Here is a 25,327-nt window from a genome sequence, read left to right as displayed (position 1 = left end):
GGTCAGGTCCCGTCCCGGCTCGCCGGTGCTCGCTCCGCGCGGCAGCGAGCCCATTCCTGCCGCAGCTGTGCGGCCTGGTCCGACTCGCTGCGCTGCTCGCAGATGCGCAGTGCCGCGCCCCACTGCTCGTCGGCCTCGGCCGGGCGGCCCAGGCTCTCCAGGGCGATCGCGAGGCGTCGCCGGATGCTCGCCTCCCACTGCCCACTGCCGTGGTCGGCGATGACCGCGAGGCCGTCCCGGAGCACGGTGATGCCCTCGCGGGCGTCCCCGGCGAGCAGGTGCCACTCGCCCAGCTCGTCCAGCGCCTCGGTCTCCAGCGCCAGGTCGCCGACGTCACGGCTGAGCGAGACCGCCAGAGCAAGGTGGTGCAGCGCGTCGGTGAGGTCGCCTCGCTCGCGCAGCATCACCCCCAGGTTGAGGTGGGACATCGTGAGCCCGCGGGGCACGTCGATCTGCTCGTAGATCGCCAGCGACCGGCGCGCGAAGCCGATCCCGGTCTCGAGGTCGCCGTTCTGGAAGTGCAGCTGCCCCATGTCACGCAGTCCGATCGCCTGACCCCGGACGTCGCCCTCCCGCTCGAAGAGGACCAGCGCGCGGCCGCACACGTCGAGGGCCTCGGTCAGCCGCCCGAGCCGCCGCAGCGCGATGGCGCAGGCGTTCAGCGCAGCCGCTTCGGCCTCGCGGCGGCCGGTGGCACCGGCCAGGTCGGCGGCGCGCTCGGCGCTGCGCAGGGCAAGGTCGTGCTGGCCGCGTCCCGAGTGCGCCATGGCGAGGTCCTGCAGCAGCCACACCCGTGCGTCGGTCGCCTCCTGCGGCACGCGATCCAGGGCGAAGGCCAGGGTGTCGGCCCACCGGGTGTTGTCGACCCGAGTGACGAACAAGGAGACCAACCCCAGTGCCAGCAGCGGGATCAGCTCGGCGCTCTTGTCGTCGTCACCCGCCTCGTCGAGGAGCCGGAGCAGCTGCTCGGACTCCTCGTCGATCACGGCCAGGCAGTCGCGGGGCGAGCACTCCGGGTCCATACCGGCGGTGATGGAGTCGTCGTCGAACCCCTCTGGGGTGGACCGCACGAGGCTGCGGCTGCGCCACGCGAGAGCGACGTAGTGCGCGAGCGCCGCACGCCGACGTACGTCCTGCTCGGCTCGGCCGAGCTCAGCGCCTGCTCGGCGGTGGGCCAGGTCGTGAACCAGGTCGTGCATCCGGAACCGGCCGGGCGCGGGCTCCTCCAGCAGGCTCACCTCGGCGAGACGCTCGACGGCCCGCTCGGTCCGGTCGGGCGGCCAGGAACAGGCGTGCGAGATGCCGCTCAGGCCCACCTGGGGCGCGGGCATGACGCCCATGGTCAGCCACAGCTCCGCGGCGTCCTGGTCGGTCGGGTCGGGGCTGCCCCGCAGCTGGTCGACCGAGTCGCCGAGCGAAGTCGCCACGGCGAGGCCCTGACTGTCCAGCTCGGTGAGTCGGGTGTCGCGATCGGCAAGCCGCTGTGCCACGTCGGACACGGCCCACTGCGGCCTCGCCTGCATCCGAGCGGCCACGATGCGCAGGGCGAGTGGAAGCCCGGCGCAGCTGGCGATCACTGTTCGGCTCGCGGGTTCGTCGGATGACATGCGCTGGTGGCCGACGCGCTCGGCCAACAGCTCGCGAGCCACGTCCTCAGGGAGCGGGCTGAGGGCATGCTGCCGCGCCTCGAGCTGGGCGCCCAGACTGGCGCGCGAGGTGACCACGACCGCGTTCTCGGAACCGCTCGGCAGCAAGGCATCGACCTGGGCGGCGTCGCGGGCGTTGTCGAGGACCACCAGCAGGCGTGAGCCGCTGGTGCGGGTGCGGTAGGCAGCGAGGGCTCGGTCCTCGTCGACGGGGACGTCGTCGGCGTGCAGCCCGAGCGAGGTCAGGAGGTGGGCGAGGGCGTCGGTGAGCGAGAGCCCGGCTGCCCTGCCGTGCCCCCGCAGGTCGAGGTAGAGCTGGCCGTCCGGGAACTGCGGTGCCGCACGGTGCGCGACGACGAGGGCCAGCGCGGTCTTGCCGATGCCGCCCATGCCGGTGAGCGCGACGACGCGCGGGCGTGCGCCGGCACGACCCGTCGGTCCGGTCAGGCTGGACTCGATGTCGGACGCGAGCGTCTCGCGTCCGACCAGCACCGAGGGAGCAGCCGGCAGCTGGTGCGGAGTTCCGGTCCATCCGACGCGGCGACGCTCGGCCGCGCGCGGGGGTTTGCGGCGCGGGGGGACGGCCGCGGACTGCAACGTGGCGGCGTCGTCCTGGTCGAGGCCCAGCGCCGCGACCAGCAGGGAGATCGTGTCGCGACGGGGACGAAGCCGATGGCCGCGTTCGAGCGCCCCGATGCCGTCGACGCTCAGCCCTGACGCCAAGGCCAGCTGCTCCTGGGTCAGCCCGGCCTGGCGGCGGAGGGAGCGCAGCAACGGGCCGAACTCGTGGGCCATCCGGCCGCCTCCCCGTGTTGCGCACCGACGTTCTCGACGCTCACCCTAGGTCGTCGGTCGGCCGGCGGGCCAGGTCGGTTGCGGCTAATCCGCCGGGCGGCTGCGGTTGCGCTTCACCTCGCCGCGCCACTTCTTCGCGGCGATCCGCCGCTCCTTCGATCCCCGGGTGGCCTTGGTCGGTCGGCGCCTCGGGGGAGGTGGAGCCGCGGCCTCGCGCAGCAGCTGGGCCAGCCGTTCGCGGGCGGCGCGCCGGTTGGCGAGCTGGCCGCGGTGCTCGCTGGCGGCGATCGTGAGCTCGCCGTCGACCAACCGGTTGCCCAGCCTGGCGAGCATCCGCGCGCGCAGCGGGTCGGGGATCGAGGGGGAGCGCCTCAGGTCGAGGGTCAGCTCGACCCGTGAGTCGGCCGTGTTGACCCCCTGCCCGCCCGGCCCGGAGCTGCGGGAGAAGCGCTCGCGCAGCTCGACCGCCGGTATCACCAGCTGGTCGGTCACGACGAGGTCCTCAGCCACGCGTGCAGCCTAGATCCCTTGCAGAGCTGGCGTTTTCGTACGCTGGGAGGCTCGACATTCTCGGCACGGAGGACGGCATGGTGAGCGGGACGCGTCGGGGTCGTGGAGGCCAGGAGTCTCCCGGATACGAGGACAACCCCAGGCGGCGCGGGATCGGGCTGGCGACGGCAGTCGCTGCGCTCGGTGGGTTCCTCTTCGGGTACGACACCGGGGTCATCGGCGGTGCCCTGATCTATCTCAAGGACGACTTCGGGCTCGACGACAACGGGCAGCAGTTCGTGGTCGGGATCCTGCTGGTCGGCGCGCTGATCGGTGCGCTCGCCGGCGGGGCGGTCGCCGACCGGCTCGGCCGGCGCACCACCTTGCTGATCGCCTCGGCGGTGTTCGCGATCGGCGGGGTGCTCTCCGGCATCGCTCCAGGCACCGGGACGCTGGTGGTCGCGCGGTTCGTCCTCGGCGTCACGATCGGCATCTCGTCGGTGTGCGTCCCGCTCTACATCGCCGAGCTGGCGCCGAAGGAGCGGCGCGGCGGCCTGGTGTCGATGAACCAGTTCATGATCACGGTGGGCATCTTCACGTCGTACCTGGTCGGGTTCGCGTTCTCCCCGATCGAGGGCTGGCGGTGGATGCTCGCGCTCGCCGCGGTGCCGGCCGTCGCCATGTTCGTGGGCATGCTCGGGGCCCAGGAGTCGCCGCGCTGGCTCATCAACCAGGGGCGCCCGCAGGAAGCGCGCGAGGTGCTGCTCGGCAGCCGGTCGGTCGAGGAGGCCGAGCGGGAGGTCTACGAGATCCAGGAGGCGGCCAAGGAGGAGTCGCGCTGGGGCTGGGCCGACCTGCGGCGGCCGCGGCTGCGGCCGGCGCTGATGCTCGGCGTCGGTGTCGCCGCGGTCAACCAGCTGGCCGGCGTCAACGCGGTGATCTACTACGCGCCGACGATCCTGCAGGAGATCTTCGGCAGCTCCGGCGCGATCCTGTCGACCGTCGGGATCGGGCTGGTCAACATGCTCGTCACGTTCGTCGCGCTGCGCCGGATCGACAGCTGGGGGAGGCGCCCGCTGCTGCTCGGCGGCACCGCTGCGGTGCTCAGCGCCCTGGTCGCCCTGACCGTGCTCTACCTGCTGCCGAGCCGCGACGGGATCGTGGGATATCTGGTGGTCGTGGCGCTGTGCGTGTACATCGCCGCGTTCGCCGCGAGCCTCGGTGTCGCCATCTGGCTGGTCAACTCCGAGGTCTATCCCACGCCCATCCGCGGCAAGGCCGCCTCGCTCGGCTCGGCCACGCACTGGGGCCTCGACATGGTCATCGCCTTCACCGTGCTGACGCTGATCTCGGCGATCGGGGAGTCCGGCCTGTTCGCGCTGTACGCCGTGCTCACCCTGCTGGGGCTGGTGTTCCTCTGGCGACGCATGCCCGAGACGAAGGGCCGCAGCCTCGAGGAGATCGACGCGGACCTGCAGGCGTCGGCGGGGCGCACCCGCTGACGCCGGTCTCCGGACCGGCACAACGCCACCGACAGGCCTCGGTGGGGCGGTTCTTCGACCGTTGTGCCGGTCCGTCGCGCGGCTCCGAGGCTCAGTCGGCGCCGAACTCCATCGCGGCGTCGTCGAGCGCGTCGTCCTCGTCGCCGTCGACCGCGGGGTTGGCCGCGATGCGCTGGGCGCCACCGGGCTCGAGCTCGCCGAGCACCGAGGTGTCGCGCTGCGCGAGGCTGCCCTGACCGGCGTACAGCTCGAGCTTGGCGCGCGTGTCGGCGATGTCGAGGTTGCGCATCGTGAGCTGGCCGATGCGGTCGGTCGGGCCGAACGCGGCGTTGTCGGTGCGCTCCATCGACAGCTTGTCGGGGTGGTAGGAGAACGTCTCGCCGCGGGTGTCGACGATGGTGTAGTCCTCGCCGCGGCGCAGGCGCAGCGTGACCTCGCCGGTCACGGCCGAGGCGACCCAGCGCAGCAGTCCCTCGCGCAGCATGAGCGACTGCGGGTCGAACCAGCGGCCCTCGTAGAGCAGGCGGCCGAGCCGGCGTCCGTCGTTGTGGTAGGCCGCGATGGTGTCCTCGTTGTGCACGGCGGCGACGAGCCGCTCGTACGCCGTGAACAGCAGGGCCATGCCCGGCGCCTCGTAGATGCCGCGCGACTTGGCCTCGATGATGCGGTTCTCGATCTGGTCGCTCATGCCGAGCCCGTGGCGGCCGCCGATGGCGTTGGCCTCGTGCATCAGCGCGACGACGTCGTCGAAGGTCTCGCCGTTGATCGTGGTGGGGCGGCCGCGCTCGAAGCGGATCGTGACGTCCTCGGGGCGGATCTCGACCGACTCGTCCCAGAACTTCACGCCCATGATCGGGTCGACGGTCTCCAGCGAGGTGTCGAGGTGCTCGAGCGTCTTGGCCTCGTGGGTGGCGCCGAGGATGTTGGCGTCGGTGCTGTACGCCTTCTCGGCCGAGTCGCGGTAGGGCAGCCCGTGCTCGACGAGCCACTCCGACATCTCCTGGCGGCCGCCGAGCTCGGTCACGAACGTCGCGTCGAGCCACGGCTTGTAGATGCGCAGCGCCGGGTTGGCCAGCAGGCCGTAGCGGTAGAACCGCTCGATGTCGTTGCCCTTGAAGGTCGAGCCGTCGCCCCAGATGGAGACGTCGTCGTCGGCCATCGCGCGCACGAGCAGGGTGCCGGTCACCGCGCGGCCCAGGGGAGTGGTGTTGAAGTACGTCCGTCCGCCGGAGCGGATGTGGAAGGCGCCGCAGGCGATGGCGGCCAGGCCCTCCTCGACCAGCTGCGGCTTGCAGTCGACCAGGCGCGACAGCTCCGCGCCGTACTGCCCCGCGCGGCCGGGGATCGACTCGATGTCGTCCTCGTCGTACTGGCCGAGGTCGGCGGTGTAGGTGCACGGGACGGCGCCCTTGTCGCGCATCCACGCCACCGCGACGCTCGTGTCGAGGCCGCCGGAGAACGCGATGCCGACTCGTTCGCCGGCGGGGAGGGACGTCAATACCTTGGACACGCGGCCAGGGTAGTTGCGGGCGGCGCGCGGCCGCGCGGGTGGCTACGTTGTGGACGTGAGCGATCCCGTGCCCGACCCCTGCCCCTGCGGCTCCGGCAAGACCTTCGCCGAGTGCTGCGGCCCGCTGCTGAGCACCGAGCGGCTGGCCGAGACCGCCGAGGAGCTGATGCGCTCGCGCTACACGGCGTACGTCTACGGCAACCGGGAGCACCTGTGGCGGACGTGGCACCCGAAGACTCGCCCGGTCGACGTGGTGATCGACCCGAGCGTGCGGTGGATCTCGTTGCAGATCAACGACGTTCGTGACGGCGGGGCCGACGATGGTGCGGGTGTCGTGGAGTTCACGGCGACGCACGACAGCGGCACCATGCACGAGCGCAGCCGGTTCGAGCGACGCGCGGGCCGGTGGTTCTACCTCGACGATCAGGGCGACTGAGCCGAGCTCGGATTCGGGTTCGCGCCGGGGCGGCCGGCAGCCTACCCTGGAGGTGCACCTGGTGGCGGCGTGACGACCCGCCCGGCTCACCCGACCACGGTCGGTGGTGAGGCAGCCGGGGGCCGCGCGTCCGGCGTACCGACGAGAGGCCGAGGATCCCTCGGCGAAGGTGTGGTGGCACCGCGATCTGGCCCCCGCCCACACCTCCAGGGCTGCCGTCCTGCACAAGGGGCGCCCTGAGCTTCCAGCGGTGTCCTCTTGGCAGAACCTGATCCGAGAGGACGACGCACATGATGCGAACGCACGACGCCGGCAGCCTGCGTGCCGGTGACGCCGGGACGACCGTGACCCTGGCGGGCTGGGTGGCCCGCCGCCGCGACCACGGGGGCGTGGCCTTCCTCGACCTGCGCGACGCCAGCGGCGTGGTGCAGGTGGTGGCCCGCGACGAGGTGCTGACCGGTGCCGCGCACGGGCTGCGCAACGAGTACTGCATCCAGGTCACCGGGACCGTCCGGCCGCGCGAGGCCAAGGACGTCAACTCCGAGCTGCCCACCGGCGAGATCGACGTCGTCGCCGAGAACATCGACGTGCTCAGCGAGTCCGCGCCGCTTCCGTTCCAGATCGACGAGCGGGTGACGGTCGGCGAGGAGGCTCGCCTGAAGTACCGCTACCTCGACCTGCGCCGGCCCGAGCCGGGCGCGGCGATCCGGATGCGCAGCAAGGTCAACGCGGCCGCGCGCAGCGTGCTCGCCGAGCGCGACTTCGTGGAGATCGAGACGCCGACGCTGACCCGCTCCACGCCGGAGGGCGCGCGCGACTTCCTGGTGCCGGCGCGGCTGTCTCCGGGCAGCTGGTACGCCCTGCCGCAGAGCCCGCAGCTGTTCAAGCAGCTGCTCATGGTGGCGGGGATGGAGCGCTACTACCAGATCGCGCGGTGCTACCGCGACGAGGACTTCCGCGCCGACCGGCAGCCGGAGTTCACCCAGCTCGACATCGAGTTGTCCTTCGTCGACCAGGAGGACGTCATCGAGCTGGGCGAGGCGATCGCCAAGGCGCTGTGGCGGGTGATCGGTGTCGAGATCGAGACGCCGTTCCCGCGGATGACCTACGCCGAGGCGATGGCGCGCTACGGCACCGACAAGCCCGACCTGCGCTTCGGCAACGAATTGACCGAGTGCACAGAGCTTTTCGCCGACACGACGTTCCGGGTGTTCCAGGCGCCGTACGTCGGTGCGGTGGTCATGCCCGGCGGCGCGAGCCAGCCGCGGCGGCAGCTGGACGCGTGGCAGGAGTGGGCCAAGCAGCGCGGAGCCAAGGGGCTGGCGTACGTCCTGCTCACGGAGGAGGGCGAGCTCACCGGGCCCGTCGCGAAGAACCTGTCCGACGCCGAAAAGGCTGCGCTGCCAGCGCATGTCGGCGCCAAGCCGGGTGACTGCATCTTCTTTGCCGCCGGTGACGCGAAGTCGTCGCGGGCGCTGCTGGGCGCCGCGCGGCTGGAGATCGGTCGGCGCGTCGGGCTGATCGACGAGGACGCCTGGTCGTTCCTTTGGGTGCTCGACGCGCCGCTGTTCGAGCCGGCTGCCGACGCGGTCGCCTCGGGTGACGTGGCCGTCGGGTCGGGCAAGTGGACCGCGGTGCACCACGCGTTCACCATGCCGAAGGCCGAGTTCCTCGACACGTTCGACCAGGAGCCGGGCGAGGCGCTGGCCTACGCCTACGACATGGTCTGCAACGGCAACGAGATCGGCGGTGGCTCGATCCGCATTCATCGCAAGGACATTCAGGAGCGAGTGTTCGCGGTGATGGGCCTGTCGGAGGAGGAGGCGCAGGAGAAGTTCGGCTTCCTGCTCGACGCGTTCGCGTTCGGCGCGCCGCCGCACGGCGGCATCGCGTTCGGCTGGGACCGCATCTGCGCGCTGCTCGCCGGCACCGACTCGATCCGTGAGGTCATCGCGTTCCCGAAGTCGGGCGGTGGCTACGACCCGCTGACCGCCGCACCGGCTCCGATCACGGCGCAGCAGCGCAAGGAGGCTGGGGTCGACGCGAAGCCGGAGCCGAAGGGCGACGCGGGGAAGGCGGGTTCGGGCGCGGGCTCGGGCGCGGCTTCGGGTGCGGCTTCGGCCGGCGGCTCGGACACAGGGCCGGGCGCGACCGACGGAGTCGAGCCGGAGTCGAACAGCGTTGGCACGCAAGGGAACTGACGTTCCGCTCGCCCGGGCCGTGCTGTGGGACGCCGACGGCGTCCTGCAGCACGCCCGGGTCGGGTGGTTCGAGCGGCTCACGGCGATCGGGGGAGAGGGGTTCGCCGACGCGGTGTTCGAGGCTGAGCTCGCGCCGCTTCGCGGGGAGCGGCCGTTCCGCGACGCCGTGGCCGAGGTGCTGCAGGGGAGGGCGCTGGGCGTCGACGCCGACGACGTGCTGTCGCTGTGGGACGACATCGACGTCGACGGTGCGGCGTTCGAGCTGATTGCGCAGGTGCGCGCCGCGGGGACGCCGTGCTACCTGGCCACCAACCAGCAGGACCACCGCGTACGGTTCATGCGCGAGACGCTGGGTTACGACGAGCATTTCGACGGGGTGTTCTACTCCAGCGAGCTGGGGGCGATGAAGCCTTCGCCGGCATACTTCGAGATCGTGCTCGACAAGCTCGGGATCGACGCTGCCGCAACGGTTTTCATCGACGACTCCGCGGCGAACGTCGAGACCGCGAGCACGCTCGGCATCCGCGCCTACCGCCACGATCCCGCAGCTGGGGTGGCCGGCCTGCGCCGCATCCTGCGCGAGGCAGGCATACGCACGTAGGCCGGCTCAAGCCGGTCGAGCAGGCCGACAACACGGCGGTCGAGTAGGCCGAGGGGCGAGGCCGTATCGAGACCCTGGTTCACCGAGATTTCCCCGGTATGGCGCGGGTTCGGGGGGCTTGTCGGTGGCCGGGTCTAGTGTTCCTGGTATCGAACATCAGTGCGATTCACCAGGGGGGTGAAGGCCATGACCGCGACCACGACGGTGGAACCGGCGACCGGGGGTGTTGTCCCGGAGCGTTTGACGGTGGCGGCGGCGTTGGCGCAGCTGCACGCGACGTTGGACGCCCTGGGTGATCAGCCGGACGCGACGGTGGTCGCCGAGGCGGACGCGGTCGGGCGGGCGGTCTCGGAGGTGGAGCGTCTGTCCCGGCGGGTGGCCTCGTTGCGGCTGCGGTTGGTGGCGTGCGCGAACCGGTCTCAGGTCGCGCGCCGGTCGGGGTTCTCCACGACCGGGGCGTGGTTGGCGAGCCGGACGCACACCACCGGTGGTGCCGCGACCCGGGAGGCCGACCTGGCTGAGACGTTGGAGTCGGTGCTGCCGGTGACCGGGCAGGCCCTGGCCGAGGGGGCGGTGTCGCCGGAGCACGCGGCAGTGATCGCGTGGGCGATCAAGCAGCTGCCCGAAGGTTTGACCGCGGAGCAGGTGGCGCGGGTCGAGGCGTCACTGGTCGCTGACGCGGCCCGGATGAGCCCGGCCCGGTTGCGGGGTGCGGCCCGGCGGGCGCTGGCCGTGGTCGAGCCCGATCAGCAGGCGGTCGATGAGCACGAGGACCAGGTCCTGCGCGGGGAGGAAGCCTCGGCGTTGGGCCGGTGCCGGTTGAGCATGCATGACAACAGCGACGGCACGGTGTCCGGGTCGTTCGTGCTGCCCCGCCTGGCCGGGGACATCTTGCGCAAGGCCGTGCAACAGCTCGCCGCGCCCCGCCGCGGCAGCACCACCGGCACCGGCGCCGCGGGCGCGACCGGCGACGGGGTTACCCGCGCCGGGGCCACGGCCACCGGCGCTGCGAGGAGCGCACCGGCCCCGGCCAGCGGCACGGCCTCGGCCGGCGCCGCGGCTGCCGCGGACGGCCGCGCTGGGCGGGGGTCGTGGGTGGGGGTGGACTGGCCGCACCGGTACGGCCTGGCGTTGGTGGAGCTGTTGGAGCATCTGCCGACCGATCGGTTGCCCGGCAAGGTCGCCGCGACCGTGGTGGTGACGATGACCCGGGAGCAGCTGGTGGCGGATCTGGCCGCGGCGCATCTGGACACCGGGCACGACATCTCCGCGGGGGACGCGCGCCGGTTGGCGTGCAACGCCGGGATCGTGCCGGTGGTGCTGGGCGGGGCGTCGCAGCCGTTGGACCTGGGTCGGGCGAAACGGTTCTTCAGCGAGGCGCAACGGACCGCGCTGGCTACGAGGTATGACCAGTGCGCGGTGCTGGGGTGTGACAGCCCGTTCGCCTGGACCGAGCTGCACCACGAGCATCCCTGGTCCAGGGGCGGGGCCACCGACCTGGAGCACGCGGTCCCGTTGTGCGGGCGAGACCACCGCGACATCCACAAACCCGGCACCCGGGCCACCATCACCACCGGCCCCGACGGCCGCAAGACCGTCCAGATCCACCGACGCGAGTAGGGGAGAGCGAGATGGTGACGACGGTGAGCGCTGCGGTGCCGACCCGGGTTCAGGTGCGCCCACGGACCCTGGCGGGTGGCCGCTGCCCGATTGCCGGCAGCGAGCGCGGAGGGCACTGGTCAGCGCGGGGTGATGGCGCGGCTCGCGAACTCGTGGGCCACGCGGTAGCCGAGGCTGCTGTAGAGGCTGCGGGCCGTGTCGTTGTCGGCGTACATCCCGAGCGTCGCCACGCCGTCCGCCTCGATGCAGCCGCGGGTCAGCGCGGCGGTGACGGCGCGGCCGAGGCCCCGGCCTCGGTGGGCCGGGTCGACGACGATGCCGGTCAGCACTCCGTGGCCGGTCCGCGAGCGGTGCAGCGCCGCCGCGGCGATGACGCGGGACGGGTCCAGCTCGTCGCGGATGCCGGCCCACAGCTCGGTGCGTCCCGTGCCCGGCTCCGACTCGGCGGTCGGGTTGCCGATCTCGTTGAGCGCCGTGATGGCCTGGGCGTCGGCGGTGTCGTCGAGCGGGACCACCAGGTCCTGGCCGGGGGTCCGTGGCGGCGCGACCGTGCTCCACCACCAGTCCCAGTTGCCGCCGTCACCGACGACGAAGTGCTCGTGCAGCGTGGGTTCGCGGTGTCGTTCGACCGAGATGCCTGCGAGGTCGCCCCACGGACGCGTGCGGGCGATCCACGCCAGCAGCTCGGCGGCGTCGGCATCGTCGGGGCCGAGCACGGTGCCGCGGGGCCCGCGTCGCCGCGGGGAGTGCGGCATGGTGCGCAGGGCGTAGGCGCTGCCCCAGCGGTAGCCCGTGTCACCGGAGGCCAGCGCCCCGTCGTAGAGCACGTACGGGTCGTGCTGGCTGGCTTTCTCGAGCGCCCGCTGGGTGGTGATCGGCTCCGGCGCGACTTCCAGCGGTTCGACGTCCACGTGCTGCACGAGGCAGATCACAGCACGCGGGAGTCGCCGGGACGTCCGTGGGGTGCCCGTGCCGCAGCGTGCAGCGCGTGGTGGGCCGTCGGGGCCCGTGTGTGTGCCCGTGTCGCAGCACGCGCTACGCAGCGCGCGGTGGGCGCCGGGGCGTCGGTGGGGTTGTGTGTGCTGGTCATTAGCGTGTCGGCGTGAGCGATGACCTGTTCTCGAGTGCGGCGACGGAGTCCGGGGCGGCGCAGGCGTCGGCGCCGCTCGCGGTGCGGATGCGGCCGCGGTCGTTGGACGAGGTGCGCGGGCAGGGCGACGTGCTGCGGCAGGGAAGTCCGCTGCGCCGGTTGGTCGAGGGCGTGCAGGGCGCCGCCGGGCCGGTGTCGGCGATCCTGTGGGGCCCGCCCGGCACCGGGAAGACGACCCTGGCGCACCTCGTGGCGCGTGCGGGGGAGCACGACCGTGCGGGAGAACGGACCTCTGGTGGGGAACAGGACCGTGCGCGGGAACAGAACCGCGCGGGAGAACAGGACCTTGCGGGGGAGCCGGGGGGCGCAGGTCGCGAGGCTGGCCGGGCGACGCCTCGTCGGGCGTTCGTGGAGCTGTCGGCGATCAACGCAGGCGTGAAGGACGTGCGCGCCGTGATGGATCAGGCGGCACGTGATCGAGACCTGTACGGCCGGCAGACCGTGCTGTTCCTCGACGAGATCCATCGGTTCAGCAAGGCGCAGCAGGACGCGTTGCTGCCAGGGGTCGAGAACCGGCTGGTGGTGCTGGTCGCCGCCACGACGGAGAACCCCTCGTTCAGCGTCATCTCGCCGCTGATGTCGCGCTCGATCCTGGTGCGGCTGCAGTCGCTGAGCGACGACGACGTCGCCGCCCTGATCGATGCCGCACTCACCGAATCACGAGGCCTGGCAGGCAGATTCGCCCTCGCGGACGACGCGAAGGCGCAGCTGGTGCGGCTGTCCGGCGGTGACGCGCGGGCGGCGCTGACCGCGCTCGAGGCGGCCGCGGGAGTCGCGGAAGACGTTGCGCGACAAGGAGGTTCGGCCGGTTCTGGCAGTGGAGGTTCGGGCGGTTACGGCTCGCCCGTCCCGATCTCGCTGGAGACTCTCGAGCAGGCGCTGGCGGTGGCGGCTGTGCGTTACGACCGGGCCGGCGACCAGCACTACGACGTCGCGAGCGCGCTCATCAAGTCGATGCGGGGGAGCGACGTGGACGCGGCGCTGCACTACCTCGCGCGCATGCTCGAGGCGGGCGAGGACCCGCGATTCATCGCGCGGCGCATCGTGATCGCGGCCAGCGAGGACGTCGGCATGGCCGATCCCACGGCGCTGCAGACCGCCGTCGCCGCGATGCACGCGGTGGCGCAGATCGGGATGCCCGAGGCGCGAATCGTGTTGGCCCAGGCCGTGGTTCACAACGCCTTGGCGCCGAAGTCCAACGCCAGCTACAGCGGCATCAACGCCGCGATCGCGGACGTGCGGGCCGGCAAGGGCGGTGCCGTCCCGGTGCACCTGCGCGGCTCGAGCTACTCCGGCGCCGAACAGCTCGGCCACGGCAAGGGGTACCGCTACAGCCACGACGAGCCGGGTGGCGTGGGGCCGCAGCAGTTCCTCCCCGACGACCTCGCCGAGGTGGCGGACTACTACCACCCGACCGATCGCGGGTGGGAGGAGCGCATCGGTCCGCGCTGGACGACGCTGCGCCGGACGATTCGCGGCGAGACCCAGGGGCGACCGCAAGATAACGATTGAGTGACCCTGATCGCTCCCTCGGAGTGAGCCGTCTCACGCTGTGGCACTGTGAACCCGGCGTCGAACCACGGGGGACGGGCGGCGTCACTGTCCAGAGGTGAACGGATGGCCTACAACGGCTGTCCGAGTGAGGTCACGGAGGCCGCATGAGCATCCCGCCGGGAGCGGAGCAAACCGCTGTCGCAGAAGGCGAAGACGTCGCCCTTGAAGGGCCTGCGCCGCGGGAGGGTAAGTCGCCGACGCAGATCGCGCTGGAGCGGCTGCGCAAGGACAAGATCGCCATCGTCTGCCTCGTGGTGATCACGCTGTTCGTCCTGATGGCGATCTTCCAGACCCAGATCACCAACATCGTCGGGGTCAACGACCAGCCGGACGTGCTGCTGATCGACCCGACGACGACGCTCCCGACCATCACCTCGACCCCCGACCACCCGCTGGGCGTCGAGCCGCAGACCGGCCGCGACCTGTTCTACCGCTGGGTGCACGGAGCTCGTCCCAGCCTCCTGGTCGGCATCTTTGCCGCGACGATGACGCTGCTCATCGGCATCACCATGGGCCTGCTCGCCGGCTTCCTCGGCGGCTGGGTCGACCGCGTCATCTCCTGGTGGGTGGACTTCCTGCTCTCCCTGCCGTTCCTGATCATGGCGTTCGCCATCGTCCCGATCGCCATGGCGCGCTTCGGCAGCCCCGACGCCAGTGGCTTCATCGAGGACGACAAACGGGCGCTCATCGGTATGGCCTCGCTCGTCACGATCCTGGTCGTCTTCGGCTGGCCGAGCCTGTGCCGACTCATCCGCGGTGAGGTGCTGTCGCTGCGCGAGCGGGAGTTCGTCCAGGCCTCGCGTGCGCTCGGCGCCCCGTCACGGCGGGTGCTGTTCAAGGAGATGCTGCCCAACCTGCTCGGCCCGATCATCGTCAACTACACCGTGATGATCCCCGCGTTCATCTCCATCGAGGCCGGCCTGTCGTTCCTCGGCATCGGGCTGCAGCCGCCGACCATCTCCTGGGGCCAGACGATCGCGAGCGCGCAGTCCTCGTTCGAGACCTATCCGATCTACATGTGGGTGCCGACTCTGAGCATCGCGTTGCTGGTGCTCGCCCTGAGCCTGTTCGGTGACGCCGTCTCCGACGCGTTCAACCCGCAGACCCGCCGCTAGCCGCGGCACGCGCGGACGGGGCCGCGCCGCAGTCTCTGCTCGACACAACTGAAAACACATCCCACACACCACTCCCGGCAGCACAAGACCGGGAGGGATCTCAGAAGGAGAAATCCATGCGCTGGACCAAGGTTGTCGCCCTCGCGGCAGCGGGTTCGCTCTCTCTCGCCGCGTGCAGCGGCGGGTCCGAGGGCGGCAGCTCCTCGAGCACCACCGCCGACCCCAACGCCGCCAACAACCAGGACTTCACCAAGGTCCCGGCGAGCGCCGGCTTCGAGCCCAACGCCAAGGGTCCGGTGACGGTCCAGGGTGCGAAGTCGGGCGGCACGCTGACGTGGAACGTCAACGCCATCCCGGAGAACACCGACCCGTCGACGCAGTACTACCAGGACGTCGCGGGCATCCACAAGCTCACCACCCGCACGCTGACCTCGTACGCCATGCGCGGCGACAAGTCGGTGCTGGTGCCCGACCTCGCGACCGACCTCGGCCAGGTTTCCTCGGACAAGCTGTCCTGGAAGTTCACGCTGAAGAAGGGCATCAAGTACGAGGACGGCACGCCGATCAAGGCGTCCGACATCGCCTACTCGGTGAAGCGCTCGTTCGCCCAGGAGGAGATGCCCGGCGGGCCGACCTTCCAGAACGAGTACTTCAAGGACGGCGACAAGTACAAGGGTCCGTGGAAGTCCGGTGAGAACTACGCCGGCGTGACCGCCGACGACGCGGCCGGCACGATCACCTTCAACCTGTCGAAGCCGATGCAGACGCTGCCCTACTTCGCGGCGTTCACCATGTTCAGCCCGGTGCCGAAGGCCAAGGACACCAAGACCAACTACCAGCTGAAGTGGGTGGCCACCGGCCCCTACAAGATCGAGTCCTACAGCAAGGGTTCGAAGCTGACCCTGGTCAAGAACACCAACTGGGACGCGAAGTCCGACCCGTCGCGCACGCAGTACCCCGACCGGATCGTCTTCAACTTCAACCGGGACATCCCGACCACCGCCAAGGCGATCATGGCCGACAACGGCAGTGACCAGACGACCGCGTCGTACGACGGTGTGGACGCCTCGATCCTGCAGCAGGTGCTCGGCCCGAAGAAGAACCAGGTCGCGACCGGCCCGTCGAACTGTGTCAGCTACATCACGATGGACACGGTCACCATCCCGCTCGAGGTGCGCAAGGCGATCATGACTGCCTGGCCGTACGACCAGATCCGCATCGCGGGTGGCGAGACCACGTTCGACTACGCCCCGGCCAAGAGCTACGGCTCCCCGCAGGTGCCCGGCTTCAACTACACCGAGACTCCCGGCCTCACCGGTCAGGGCAAGGGTGACCCGGCCAAGGCGAAGCAGATGCTGCAGCAGGCGGGCAAGAGCGGCTTCGAGCTGTCGTACTACTACTCCAGCGACGACGACACGGCCAAGAAGGTCGAGGCCGTGCGCAAGCCGCTGCTCGAGGCTGCCGGCTTCAAGGTCAAGTCGATCCCGATCGCAAGCACCGAGGGTCGTAAGAAGCGCATCGAGACCAACCACAACGTGAACCTGATGCAGGGCACGCGCGGCTGGTGCTACGACTGGCCGGCCGGTGACTCGATCTACCCGCCGCTGTTCGCCAGCACGCTGCCCATCAACGGTGGCGTCGGCAACATCAAGGACAAGGCCCTCGACAAGGAGATGAGCGACATCTCCCAGCTGCCGCTCGAGCAGCAGGGCCCGAAGTGGAGTGCGCTGGACAAGAAGCTGCGCGACACGGTCCTGCCGGCCCTGCCGACGAACTACAGCAAGGGCTCGGCGATCTTCGGCTCGAAGGTCAACAACGTCCAGATCGACCCGAACCAGGGCTTCCCGGACCTGACTCTGATCTGGGTCGGCTGACGCTGACCTGATCGCTCGCGTCGGGGGCAGGATTTCCACGTCCTGCCCCCGACGTGAGCCCAAGATTCGAACTATCGTCGTTTCGTCCTTCTCGCACGAGGAAGTGTGTGATCTGCGGTGCTCATCTATCTGACGCGACGCGTCCTGCTCGGCCTGAGCGTGGTGCTCGCGGCCATCGTCGCGACGTTCATCCTCTTCTTCGTCGGGCCGAACGACCCGACGACGGCGCTGTGCGGACGCCAGTGCACCCCTGAGCGCGCGGCTCAGATCGAGCAGAACCTGGGGCTGGACAAGCCCAAGACCGAGCAGTTCACCCGCTACGTCAAGGGTCTGGTCGTCGGCACCAAGGAGAGCGACGGTGGCGGCGCCCGGGACTGTGAGGCGCCCTGCCTCGGCTGGTCCTACGTGCAGAACCGGTCGGTCACCGACATCGTGAAGCAAGCCTTCCCCGTGACGGTCTCCGTCGTTGCCGGCGGCATGGTCGTGTACTCGATCATGGGCATCTCGCTCGGCGTGCTCTGTGCGCGCAAGAGAGGAAAATGGGTCGACAAGCTGATCGTCGGCAGCTCGCAGTTCATCTCGGCGATCCCGTACTACATCCTCGCCGTGATCTTCTATCTCTACGGTATGAAGTACACCGGTCTGGTCCCTGAAGCGACGTGGACCCCGCTGACGCAAAGCCCGTGGGGCTGGTTCGTCGGGCTCCTCGGCGTCTGGTTGTTCTACGGCGCGATCACCTCGACCGGTTACATCCGATACATCCGAGCCTCGATGATCGACACCCAGGCGCAGGACTACGTGCGCACCGCCCGGTCCAAGGGCATCTCGGAGTTCGACGTCACCTTCAAGCACGCCCTGCGCGCGGCCATCGCGCCGTTCGTGACCCTGCTCGGCCTCGGTGTCGCGGCCGAGCTGACCGGTGCGATCTTCACCGAGCGCGTGTTCAACCTGCCTGGGATGGGCACCCGGACCATCCTCGCCTACTCCCAGGGTGACCTCCCGGTCATCGCGGGCATCGTGATCGTGAGCTCGGTCCTGCTGGTGGTGGCCAACATCATCGTCGACCTGCTGTATGGAGTGGTGGACCCCCGCGTGAAGCTGTCATGACCGAGACCAACACCACCGAGACGGCCGGCGTCCCGGCCGACGAGGGCCACCTGGGCCAGCGCGGCGAGCGCATCCTGACGGTCAAGGACCTCACGGTGCAGTTCCCGACCGCCGACGGCCTGGTCAACGCCGTGAACGGCCTGAGCTACTCGCTGGACATGGGCAAGACGCTGGCGATCGTCGGTGAGTCCGGCTCCGGCAAGAGCGTGTCGAGCATGGCCGTGATGGGCCTGCACGACCCGCAGCGGACCAGGATCAGCGGCTCGATCGAGCTGGACGGCACCGAGCTGGTGGGCGCTTCCCCGTCGCTGCTGCGACGGGTGCGCAGCTCCACGGCGTCGATGATCTTCCAGGACCCGCAGAGCTCGTTCCACCCGTTCAAGAAGATCGGGCCGCAGATCGCCGAGGCCTACCTCGCGCACCACAAGGTGTCCAAGCAGGTGGCGATGAATCGCTCGGTCGAGATGCTCGACCGGGTCGGCATCCCCAACCCGGGCCGGCGCGCCAAGCAGTACCCGCACGAGTTCTCCGGCGGTATGCGCCAGCGCGCGATGATCGCGCTCGGGCTGGTCAACGACCCCAAGCTGTTGATCGCCGACGAGCCGACCACCGCGCTCGACGTCACGGTTCAGGCGCAGATCCTGGACCTGCTGGGAGACCTGCAGAAGGAGTTCGGCTCGGCGATCGTGCTGATCACCCACGACCTCGCCGTGGTCGCCGAGGTGGCCGACGACGTGATGGTGATGTACGGCGGCCGCGCCGTCGAGCACGGCACGGCGCACGAGGTGCTGGCCAACCCGCGTCACCCCTACACCTGGGGTCTGCTGGGCTCGGTGCCCAAGCTGTCGTCGCAGGGCGGCAACCTGCGCACCATCCGCGGCCTGCCGCCGTCGCTGATCAACCTGCCGACCGGGTGCTCGTTCCACCCCCGGTGCGACTTCCGGGACCGGGTCGGCGAGGCGTGCGTGACGACGTTGCCGGAGCTGGCGGTGCGCGAGGGTGACACCACGCGCACGTCCAGGTGCCACCTGCAGAATCCGGCGGAGATCTTCGAGACCGAGGTGGCGGCGACCCTTGAGTGACAACGTGAACGAGGAGCAGATGACCGAGCGGGGCACCGGCGCGACGGCGATGGGCGCGATGTCGACGACCGACGAGCCGATCGTGCACCCGCGTCGTGACCAGAGCCGTAAGCCCATGCTCGAGGTCACCGACCTGGTGAAGCACTTCCCGATCAAGGAGTACACCGGGGTGCTGCCCACCAAGCTGAACCTGCGGGCGGTCGACGGCGTCTCCTTCGACGTCGCGCCCGGCGAGACGCTGGGCCTGGTGGGGGAGTCGGGTTGTGGCAAGACCACGACCGGTCGCCTCGTGACCCGGCTGCTCGAGCCGACGTCGGGGTCGATCCGGTTCGAGGGCAAGGAGATCGCGCACGCCAAGGAGAGCGAGCTGCGCCCCATGCGGCGCGACATCCAGCTGATCTTCCAGGACCCTTACCAGTCGCTGAACCCGCGGCAGACGGTCAACACGATCGTCGGCACGCCGCTGGAGATCCACAACCTGGTCCCGAAGAACAAGCGCAAGGCGCGGGTCCAGGAGCTGCTGGAGCTGGTCGGGCTCAACCCCGAGCACGTCAACCGCTACCCCAACGAGTTCTCCGGTGGTCAGCGCCAGCGCATCGGCATCGCCCGGGCGCTCGCGGTCGAGCCGCGGCTGATCGTGGCCGACGAGCCGGTGTCGGCGCTGGACGTGTCGATCCAGGCGCAGGTGATGAACCTGCTGGAGAAGCTGCGCAAGGAGCTGAACCTGGCGTTCATCTTCGTCGCGCACGACCTCGGCGTCGTCCGGCACTTCTGCGACCGCGTGGCCGTGATGTACCTCGGCAAGATCATGGAGATCGGCGACCGCGAGGACATCTACCAGGCGCCCGAGCACCCCTACACCCAGGCGCTGCTGTCGGCGGCGCCCGACCTCAACGTCGTGCGCGGCGCCACCCCGCCGGAGCGCATCCGGCTCGAGGGTGACGTGCCGAGCCCGATCGACCCGCCGAGCGGCTGCCGCTTCCGCACCCGCTGCTGGAAGGCGCAGGACATCTGCGCCGAGCAGGAGCCGGCGCTGGAGTCCAAGCCCACCAGCGGTCCCGAGCACCTGATCGCCTGCCACTTCGCCGAGAAGCGCAGCGACCTGGTGGTCAGCACCGAGGACATTCCCGCGTAGCGAATATCCGCTCGTCGTCGCGCCCGACCCTCGCGATAGGGTCGGGCGCGACTTTTCGCGCTCGTTGCACCACCTCGAAGGACACCCATGGAAACCGCTGAGATCCGCCGCCGCTGGCTGCGCTACTTCGAGCAGCACGGACACGCGGTGGTGCCCAGCGCACCCCTGATCTACGACGACCCGAACCTGCTGTTCGTCAACGCCGGGATGGTGCCGTTCAAGCCGTACCTCCTCGGGCAGCAGACCCCGCCGTGGCAGCTCGCGACCAGCGTGCAGAAGTGTGTGCGCACCGGTGACATCGAGGAGGTCGGCAAGACCTCCCGGCACGGCACGTTCTTCCAGATGAACGGCAACTTCTCCTTCGGCGACTACTTCAAGCAGGGCGCGATCGAGCTGGCCTGGGGGCTGCTCACCACCCACCAGTCGCAGGGCGGCTACGGCCTGGACCCCGAGCGGATCTGGCCGACTGTCTTCCGCGACGACGACGAGGCGCACGCCATCTGGCGCGACGTCATCGGGATCCCCGAGGAGCGGATCGTCCGGCGCGACGAGAACGACAACTACTGGTCGATGGGCGTGCCCGGCCCGGGCGGCCCGAGCTCGGAGATCTTCTACGACCGCGGCCCGGAGTACGGCACCGAGGGCGGGCCGGCGGTCGACGAGGACCGCTACATGGAGATCTGGAACCTGGTCTTCATGCAGGACGAGCTGTCGGCCGTGCGCAGCAAGTCCGACTTCGACGTGGCGGGTCCGCTCCCGGCCAAGAACATCGACACCGGGATGGGCCTGGAGCGCATCGCGAGCGTGCTGCAGGGCGTGGACAACCTGTACGAGATCGACGAGGTCTACCCCGTCCTGGAGAAGGCCGCGGAGCTCACCGGCAAGGAGTACGGCGCGCACTCCCAGCACGACGCGGCGCACAGCCACCCCGACGACGTGCACCTGCGCGTGGTCGCCGACCACGTGCGCTCCTCGCTCATGCTCATCGGCGACGGCGTGACGCCGGGCAACGAGGGCCGCGGCTACGTCCTGCGCCGGATGCTGCGCCGCGCCGTGCGCGCGATGCGCCTCCTCGGGTACGCCGAGCCCGCGCTGCCGCAGCTGCTCCCGGTGAGCATGGAGCGGATGAGCCAGTCCTACCCCGAGCTCAAGACCGACTTCCCGCGCATCAGCCAGATCGCCTACGCGGAGGAGACCGCCTTCCGGCGCACCCTCGAGGCGGGCACCACGATCCTGAACAGCGCGGTCGGCCGCGCCAAGACCGAGGCGAGCGGCAGCGCAGCCGGCCCCGCGCTCAGCGGGTCGCAGGCGTTCCAGCTGCACGACACGTACGGCTTCCCGATCGACCTCACCCTCGAGATGGCCGCGGAGCAGGGCGTCCAGGTGGACGAGCAGGGCTTCCGCCGGCTCATGCAGGAGCAGCGCGACCGGGCCAAGGCCGACGCGAAGGCCAAGAAGTCCGGCCACGCCGACACCGAGGTCTGGAAGCAGCTGCGCGAGCGGGGCGCCACCGAGTTCCTGGCGTACGACGCGCTCGACGCGGAGGCGACCGTCACCGGCCTGGTGCTCGACGGTGCGCAGGTGCCCGAGCTGAACCCGGGGCAGACCGGTCAGCTGGTGCTCGACCGCACCACGTTCTACGCCGAGTCCGGTGGTCAGATCGCCGACGACGGCGTCATCGTCACGCCGCAGGGACGGCTGCGGGTGCGCGACGTGCAGCGCCCGGTGAAGGGCCTGATCGTGCACACCGTCGAGGCGGTCGACGGGCCGGTCGCGGTGGGTGACGCCGTGCAGGCGCAGGTCGACCCCGAGTGGCGCGTCTCGGCCTGCCAGGCGCACTCCGGCACGCACGTGGTGCACGCCGCGCTGCGCCAGGTGCTCGGTCCGTCGGCGCTGCAGTCGGGCTCGTACAACAAGCCGGGATACCTCCGGCTCGACTTCGCCTGGAACTCCGCGCTCTCGCCCGAGACGCGCAGCGAGATCGAGGAGGTCGCGAATCTCGCTGTGCGACAAGACCTTCCGGTGTCGGCTGCGTTCATGACGTTGCCGCAGGCGAAGGAGATGGGCGCGCTCGCACTGTTCGGCGAGACCTACGACGAGCAGGTGCGCGTCGTCGAGATCGGCGGCCCGTGGTCGCGCGAGCTGTGCGGTGGCACCCACGTCGCGCACTCCTCGCAGGTCGGCGCGCTCACCCTCACCGGGGAGAGCTCGGTGGGGTCCGGCGTGCGCCGGCTCGAGGCGTACGTCGGCATGGACGCGCTGCGCTTCCTGGCCTCGGAGCGGGCGCTGGTCTCCGAGCTCAGCCAGCTGGTCAAGGCCCAGCCGGGCGAGCTGAAGCAGCGGGTGAGCGAGCTGCTCGACCGCGTCAAGGAGGCCGAGCGGGCGGTCAGCACGCTGCGCCAGCAGCAGGTGCTCGCCCAGGCCGGCTCGCTGGTCGAGGCGGCCAAGGACGTCTACGGCGTGCGGTTCGTCGGTCACGACGGTGGCGACCTGCCGGCCGACGACGCGCGCAAGCTGGCGCTCGACCTGCGTGGCCGGCTCGGCGAGCAGCAGCCGTCGGTCGTCGCGGTCGCCGGTGGCGGAGCCCGGCCGGTCGTCGTCGTCGCGACCAACGCGCTCGCGCGCGAGTGGGGCGTCAAGGCGGGCGACCTGGTCAAGCTCGCGGCCGGCACGCTCGGTGGCGGCGGGGGCGGCAAGCCCGACCTCGCCCAAGGCGGCGGCAGCGACCCGGCGAAGCGCCCCGAGGCGCTGCAGCAGGTCGAGCACGCCGTCGGCAAGACGGTCACGTCGGGCAGCTGAGCGTGCGGCGGGGCGTCCGGCTCGGCGTCGACGTGGGCAAGGCCCGGGTCGGGCTGTCCGCGAGCGACGCCGACGGGATCCTCGCGACCCCGGTCGAGACGCTCACCCGCGAGCCCGCGGCCCTCGGGGACGTGCGCCGGGTCGCGCAGGAGGCGACCGAGCGGGAGGCGATCGAGGTCGTCGTGGGCCTGCCCGTCGGGCTCTCCGGCAGCGAGGGGGCGGCCGCGCAGGACGCCCGCACCTGGGCGCGCGAGCTCAAGAAGCAGCTGCCGCGCACCTCGGTGCGGCTGGTCGACGAGCGGCTCACGACGGTCGACGCGCACCGGGCGCTGCACGAGGGCGGGGTGGCCGGCCGGCAGCACCGCAAGCACGTGGATCAGGTAGCAGCTGTGCTGATCCTGCAAGTCGCGCTTGACTCCGAGCGGCGGACGGGACAGCCTGCGGGAGAATCAGTGGGGGGACGAAAGCCGAGAGCGCGCCGCACCGCACGCCAGGAAGGCGGAGGATGAACGACTCCCACCTCGGGAACTCCCTGTTCGGACGCGACGACGGGGACAACCCCGCGGGCGCGCGACCGGAGGGCGAGGAGGTCCCTGCCGAGCGGCACCGCCTCCCGGCCGAACGCCCACCGGCGACCCGGGCCGCAGCCCGGCGTCGCGCAGAGGCGCGGGCCGAGCACGACGCCGAGTTGGCGTACGTCGACGAGCGGGGCGGCGACGACGACTACGACGACCGCCCGGCGCGTGGCCGCCGCCCGTGGATCCCGCTGCTACTGGCGCTCGCGCTCGTGGTGGGCGGTGGTTTCGTGGCCGTCCGCACGCTCGGGGTCGGGATGCCCTCGCTCGGGTTCGGCAGCTCCCAGGCCGGCGGCGACTACGAGGGCGAGGGCAGCGGCCAGGTCGACGTCAAGGTCGAGCAGGGCGACAGCGGGTCGGCGATCGGCGCGCGGCTGCAGGAGGCCGGCGTGGTCAAGTCGGGCAGCACGTTCGCCCAGGTGTTCGCCACCAACCCCGACGCCTCGAAGATCCAGCCCGGTACGTACCGGCTGCGCAAGGAGATGAGCTCCAGCTCGGCGCTCACCCTGATGCTCACGCCGGGCTCGCGCACCGGCCAGGCCGTCACCATCCCCGAGGGGCTGTGGGCCTCGGAGATCTACGCCCGCCTCGCCAAGGCGACGAACACCCCGATCGGCGACTACACCGAGGTCGACCCCAAGCAGCTGGGCCTGCCGCCCGGGGCGAGCAACCGCGTCGAGGGATATCTGTTCCCCTCGACCTACGAGTTCGACCCCAAGACCAGCGCGACCGACCAGCTCAAGCGGATGGTCGCCGAGTTCAAGCGACAGGTGCGTCCGCTCGGCATCCGGGCCGACAACCTCAACCGGGTGATGACGGTCGCGAGCATCGTGCAGGGTGAGTCGCGTGCCGGGGCCGACGGGCCGAAGGTGGCGCGCGTGGTCGAGAACCGGCTCAAGCCCGGCGGTGAGACCGCGGGCCGGCTGCAGATGGACTCCACGGTGCACTACGCCATCAAGAAGCGCGGCACCGTGACCACCACCGCCCAGCAGCGGGAGACCGACAGCCCGTACAACACCTACCGCAACCAGGGGCTGCCGCCGGGGCCGATCAACAACCCGGGCGTCGCCGCGATCAAGGCGGCCGCCGCGCCGGCCGAGGGCAACTGGCTCTACTTCGTCACCGTGAACCAGGAGACGGGCGAGACCAAGTTCGCCGAGACCAAGCCCGAGCACGACAAGAACGTGCGCGAGTTCCGCACCTGGTGCCGCGACAATCCGGGGAAGTGCTGATGGCGACCCACCGGGCAGCGGTCCTCGGCTCGCCGGTGGCGCACAGCCTGTCGCCGCTGCTGCACCGCACGGGGTATGCCGCGACCGGGCTGCACGACTGGACCTACGACGCGCACGAGGTGCGCGCCGGGGGACTCGCCGACTTCCTGGTCGGGCTGGGGCCGCAGTGGCGGGGTCTGTCGCTGACGATGCCGCTCAAGGAGGAGTCGCTGCTGCTGGCCACCGAGTGCACTCCGCTCGCGCTGCAGGTCGGCGCCGGCAACACGCTGGTGCGCCGGCCCGACGGCGGCTGGCTCGCGGACAACACCGACGTCGCCGGGGTGCGCGGGGCGCTGTGCGCCGCGCACGAGGGCGGCGAGCACCCCGCCCGCGCCACGATCATCGGCTCGGGTGCGACCGCCCGGGCGGTGCTCGCCGCGCTCGACCAGATCGGGATCACCGAGGTGACGTTCGTCGTGCGCGACCAGGTGCGCGAGAGCACCCTGGCTCAGGCGCACGACCACGGCATGACCGTCTCGACGCGGCGGTTCAGCGACCCCGTGGCCGACTGGGCCGACGCCCAGCTGATGGTCAGTACGACCCCGCCGGGCGCGGCCGACACCGTCGCCATCGCCCTGGCGCAGCGCCCGGCGCCGCCGGGGCAGGTCGTGCTCGACTGCGTCTACGCCGACTGGCCGACCTCGCTCGCGACGATCAGCGAGCAGCGGGGCGCGCGGGTGCTGAGCGGCGTGGAGATGCTCGTGCACCAGGCGGCCGCGCAGTTCCGGATGATGACCGGCGTCGAGCCGCCGCTGGAGGCGATGACCGAGGCCGGGCGCGCGGCGCTGGAGCCGGCGGCCAGCTGAGGCTTCTTGTCCTGCGGGAGCGCCGGCGGGGCTGTCGGGGGTGCGTGGGAGGATCGGCG

At 70.9% G+C, this 25,327-nt stretch carries 19 protein-coding genes; 15 read left to right on the top strand and 4 right to left on the bottom strand.

The genetic code is table 11. From position 1 onward, the window contains the following. Nucleotides 1-2 precede the first annotated feature (2 nt). Both FB554_RS07705 and arfB read right to left on the bottom strand, forming a co-directional pair. A complete protein-coding gene (locus FB554_RS07705; RefSeq protein WP_142005426.1) occupies nucleotides 3-2,441 on the bottom strand; it encodes an ATP-binding protein in 2,439 nt (812 codons plus the stop codon). An 84-nt stretch (nucleotides 2,442-2,525) separates the two neighbouring features. Further along, on the bottom strand, nucleotides 2,526-2,951 hold the full coding sequence (arfB, locus tag FB554_RS07700) for an alternative ribosome rescue aminoacyl-tRNA hydrolase ArfB (RefSeq protein ID WP_142005425.1): 426 nt from the start codon (nucleotides 2,949-2,951) through the stop codon (nucleotides 2,526-2,528). An 80-nt stretch (nucleotides 2,952-3,031) separates the two neighbouring features. Between arfB and FB554_RS07695 the strand changes: the two genes are divergently transcribed. After that, nucleotides 3,032-4,432, top strand: a complete 1,401-nt coding sequence (locus FB554_RS07695; RefSeq protein WP_236022334.1) for a sugar porter family MFS transporter — start codon at nucleotides 3,032-3,034, stop codon at nucleotides 4,430-4,432. Nucleotides 4,433-4,523: 91 nt separating this feature from the next. Here the strand turns inward: FB554_RS07695 and argG are convergent, their stop codons facing one another. Then, nucleotides 4,524-5,942, bottom strand: coding sequence for an argininosuccinate synthase (argG, locus tag FB554_RS07690; RefSeq protein ID WP_142005423.1), 1,419 nt, complete (start codon nucleotides 5,940-5,942; stop codon nucleotides 4,524-4,526). Nucleotides 5,943-5,997: 55 nt separating this feature from the next. Here argG and FB554_RS07685 point away from each other — a divergent pair, with 55 nt between their 5' ends. From FB554_RS07685 to FB554_RS07670, 4 genes are all read left to right on the top strand, one after another. Next, nucleotides 5,998-6,378: a YchJ family protein gene (locus FB554_RS07685; RefSeq protein WP_236022333.1), complete on the top strand. Its 381-nt coding sequence runs from the start codon at nucleotides 5,998-6,000 to the stop codon at nucleotides 6,376-6,378. Nucleotides 6,379-6,668: 290 nt separating this feature from the next. After that, on the top strand, nucleotides 6,669-8,579 hold the full coding sequence (gene aspS, locus FB554_RS07680; RefSeq protein WP_142005422.1) for an aspartate--tRNA ligase: 1,911 nt from the start codon (nucleotides 6,669-6,671) through the stop codon (nucleotides 8,577-8,579). Next, complete coding sequence (locus FB554_RS07675) at nucleotides 8,560-9,180, top strand: HAD family hydrolase (protein ID WP_142005421.1); 621 nt, start codon at nucleotides 8,560-8,562, stop codon at nucleotides 9,178-9,180. The genes aspS and FB554_RS07675 overlap by 20 nt, the downstream gene beginning before the upstream one ends. A 186-nt stretch (nucleotides 9,181-9,366) precedes the next feature. Next, nucleotides 9,367-10,800, top strand: coding sequence for an HNH endonuclease signature motif containing protein (locus FB554_RS07670; RefSeq protein ID WP_142005420.1), 1,434 nt, complete (start codon nucleotides 9,367-9,369; stop codon nucleotides 10,798-10,800). A 119-nt stretch (nucleotides 10,801-10,919) separates the two neighbouring features. Here the strand turns inward: FB554_RS07670 and FB554_RS07665 are convergent, their stop codons facing one another. Next, nucleotides 10,920-11,720 carry a GNAT family N-acetyltransferase gene (locus FB554_RS07665; protein WP_142005419.1) on the bottom strand — a complete coding sequence of 267 codons (801 nt, stop codon included), beginning with the start codon at nucleotides 11,718-11,720 and terminating at the stop codon, nucleotides 10,920-10,922. Nucleotides 11,721-11,902: 182 nt separating this feature from the next. Here FB554_RS07665 and FB554_RS07660 point away from each other — a divergent pair, with 182 nt between their 5' ends. From FB554_RS07660 to FB554_RS07615, 10 genes are all read left to right on the top strand, one after another. Continuing rightward, nucleotides 11,903-13,462, top strand: a complete 1,560-nt coding sequence (locus tag FB554_RS07660) for a replication-associated recombination protein A (RefSeq protein ID WP_170206809.1) — start codon at nucleotides 11,903-11,905, stop codon at nucleotides 13,460-13,462. 146 nt (nucleotides 13,463-13,608) lie between these two features. Next, nucleotides 13,609-14,619, top strand: a complete 1,011-nt coding sequence (locus tag FB554_RS07655; protein ID WP_142005418.1) for an ABC transporter permease — start codon at nucleotides 13,609-13,611, stop codon at nucleotides 14,617-14,619. 116 nt (nucleotides 14,620-14,735) lie between these two features. Further along, complete coding sequence (locus FB554_RS07650) at nucleotides 14,736-16,493, top strand: ABC transporter substrate-binding protein (protein WP_142005417.1); 1,758 nt, start codon at nucleotides 14,736-14,738, stop codon at nucleotides 16,491-16,493. Between the two features lie 117 nt (nucleotides 16,494-16,610). Beyond that, complete coding sequence (locus tag FB554_RS07645; protein ID WP_142005416.1) at nucleotides 16,611-17,600, top strand: ABC transporter permease; 990 nt, start codon at nucleotides 16,611-16,613, stop codon at nucleotides 17,598-17,600. Continuing rightward, nucleotides 17,597-18,682 carry an ABC transporter ATP-binding protein gene (locus tag FB554_RS07640; RefSeq protein ID WP_142005415.1) on the top strand — a complete coding sequence of 362 codons (1,086 nt, stop codon included), beginning with the start codon at nucleotides 17,597-17,599 and terminating at the stop codon, nucleotides 18,680-18,682. The genes FB554_RS07645 and FB554_RS07640 overlap by 4 nt, the downstream gene beginning before the upstream one ends. Before the next feature lie 58 nt (nucleotides 18,683-18,740). After that, a complete protein-coding gene (locus FB554_RS07635; protein ID WP_142007498.1) occupies nucleotides 18,741-19,817 on the top strand; it encodes an ABC transporter ATP-binding protein in 1,077 nt (358 codons plus the stop codon). An 87-nt stretch (nucleotides 19,818-19,904) separates the two neighbouring features. Beyond that, nucleotides 19,905-22,616, top strand: a complete 2,712-nt coding sequence (gene alaS / locus FB554_RS07630) for an alanine--tRNA ligase (RefSeq protein ID WP_142005414.1) — start codon at nucleotides 19,905-19,907, stop codon at nucleotides 22,614-22,616. Nucleotides 22,617-22,618: 2 nt separating this feature from the next. After that, the gene (ruvX, locus tag FB554_RS07625) at nucleotides 22,619-23,125 is read left to right on the top strand and encodes a Holliday junction resolvase RuvX (RefSeq protein WP_142005413.1); all 507 of its coding nucleotides are present in this window, start codon (nucleotides 22,619-22,621) and stop codon (nucleotides 23,123-23,125) included. Continuing rightward, a complete protein-coding gene (gene mltG, locus FB554_RS07620) occupies nucleotides 23,122-24,423 on the top strand; it encodes an endolytic transglycosylase MltG (protein ID WP_142005412.1) in 1,302 nt (433 codons plus the stop codon). The genes ruvX and mltG overlap by 4 nt, the downstream gene beginning before the upstream one ends. Continuing rightward, a complete protein-coding gene (locus FB554_RS07615; RefSeq protein WP_142005411.1) occupies nucleotides 24,423-25,268 on the top strand; it encodes a shikimate dehydrogenase in 846 nt (281 codons plus the stop codon). Before mltG ends, FB554_RS07615 begins: the two co-directional genes overlap by 1 nt. Nucleotides 25,269-25,327: the final 59 nt, after the last annotated feature.

Source organism: Barrientosiimonas humi (genome assembly GCF_006716095.1).
Classification (GTDB): Bacteria; Actinomycetota; Actinomycetes; order Actinomycetales; family Dermatophilaceae; genus Barrientosiimonas; species Barrientosiimonas humi.
This window is presented reverse-complemented; position numbering and strand designations above follow the sequence as displayed.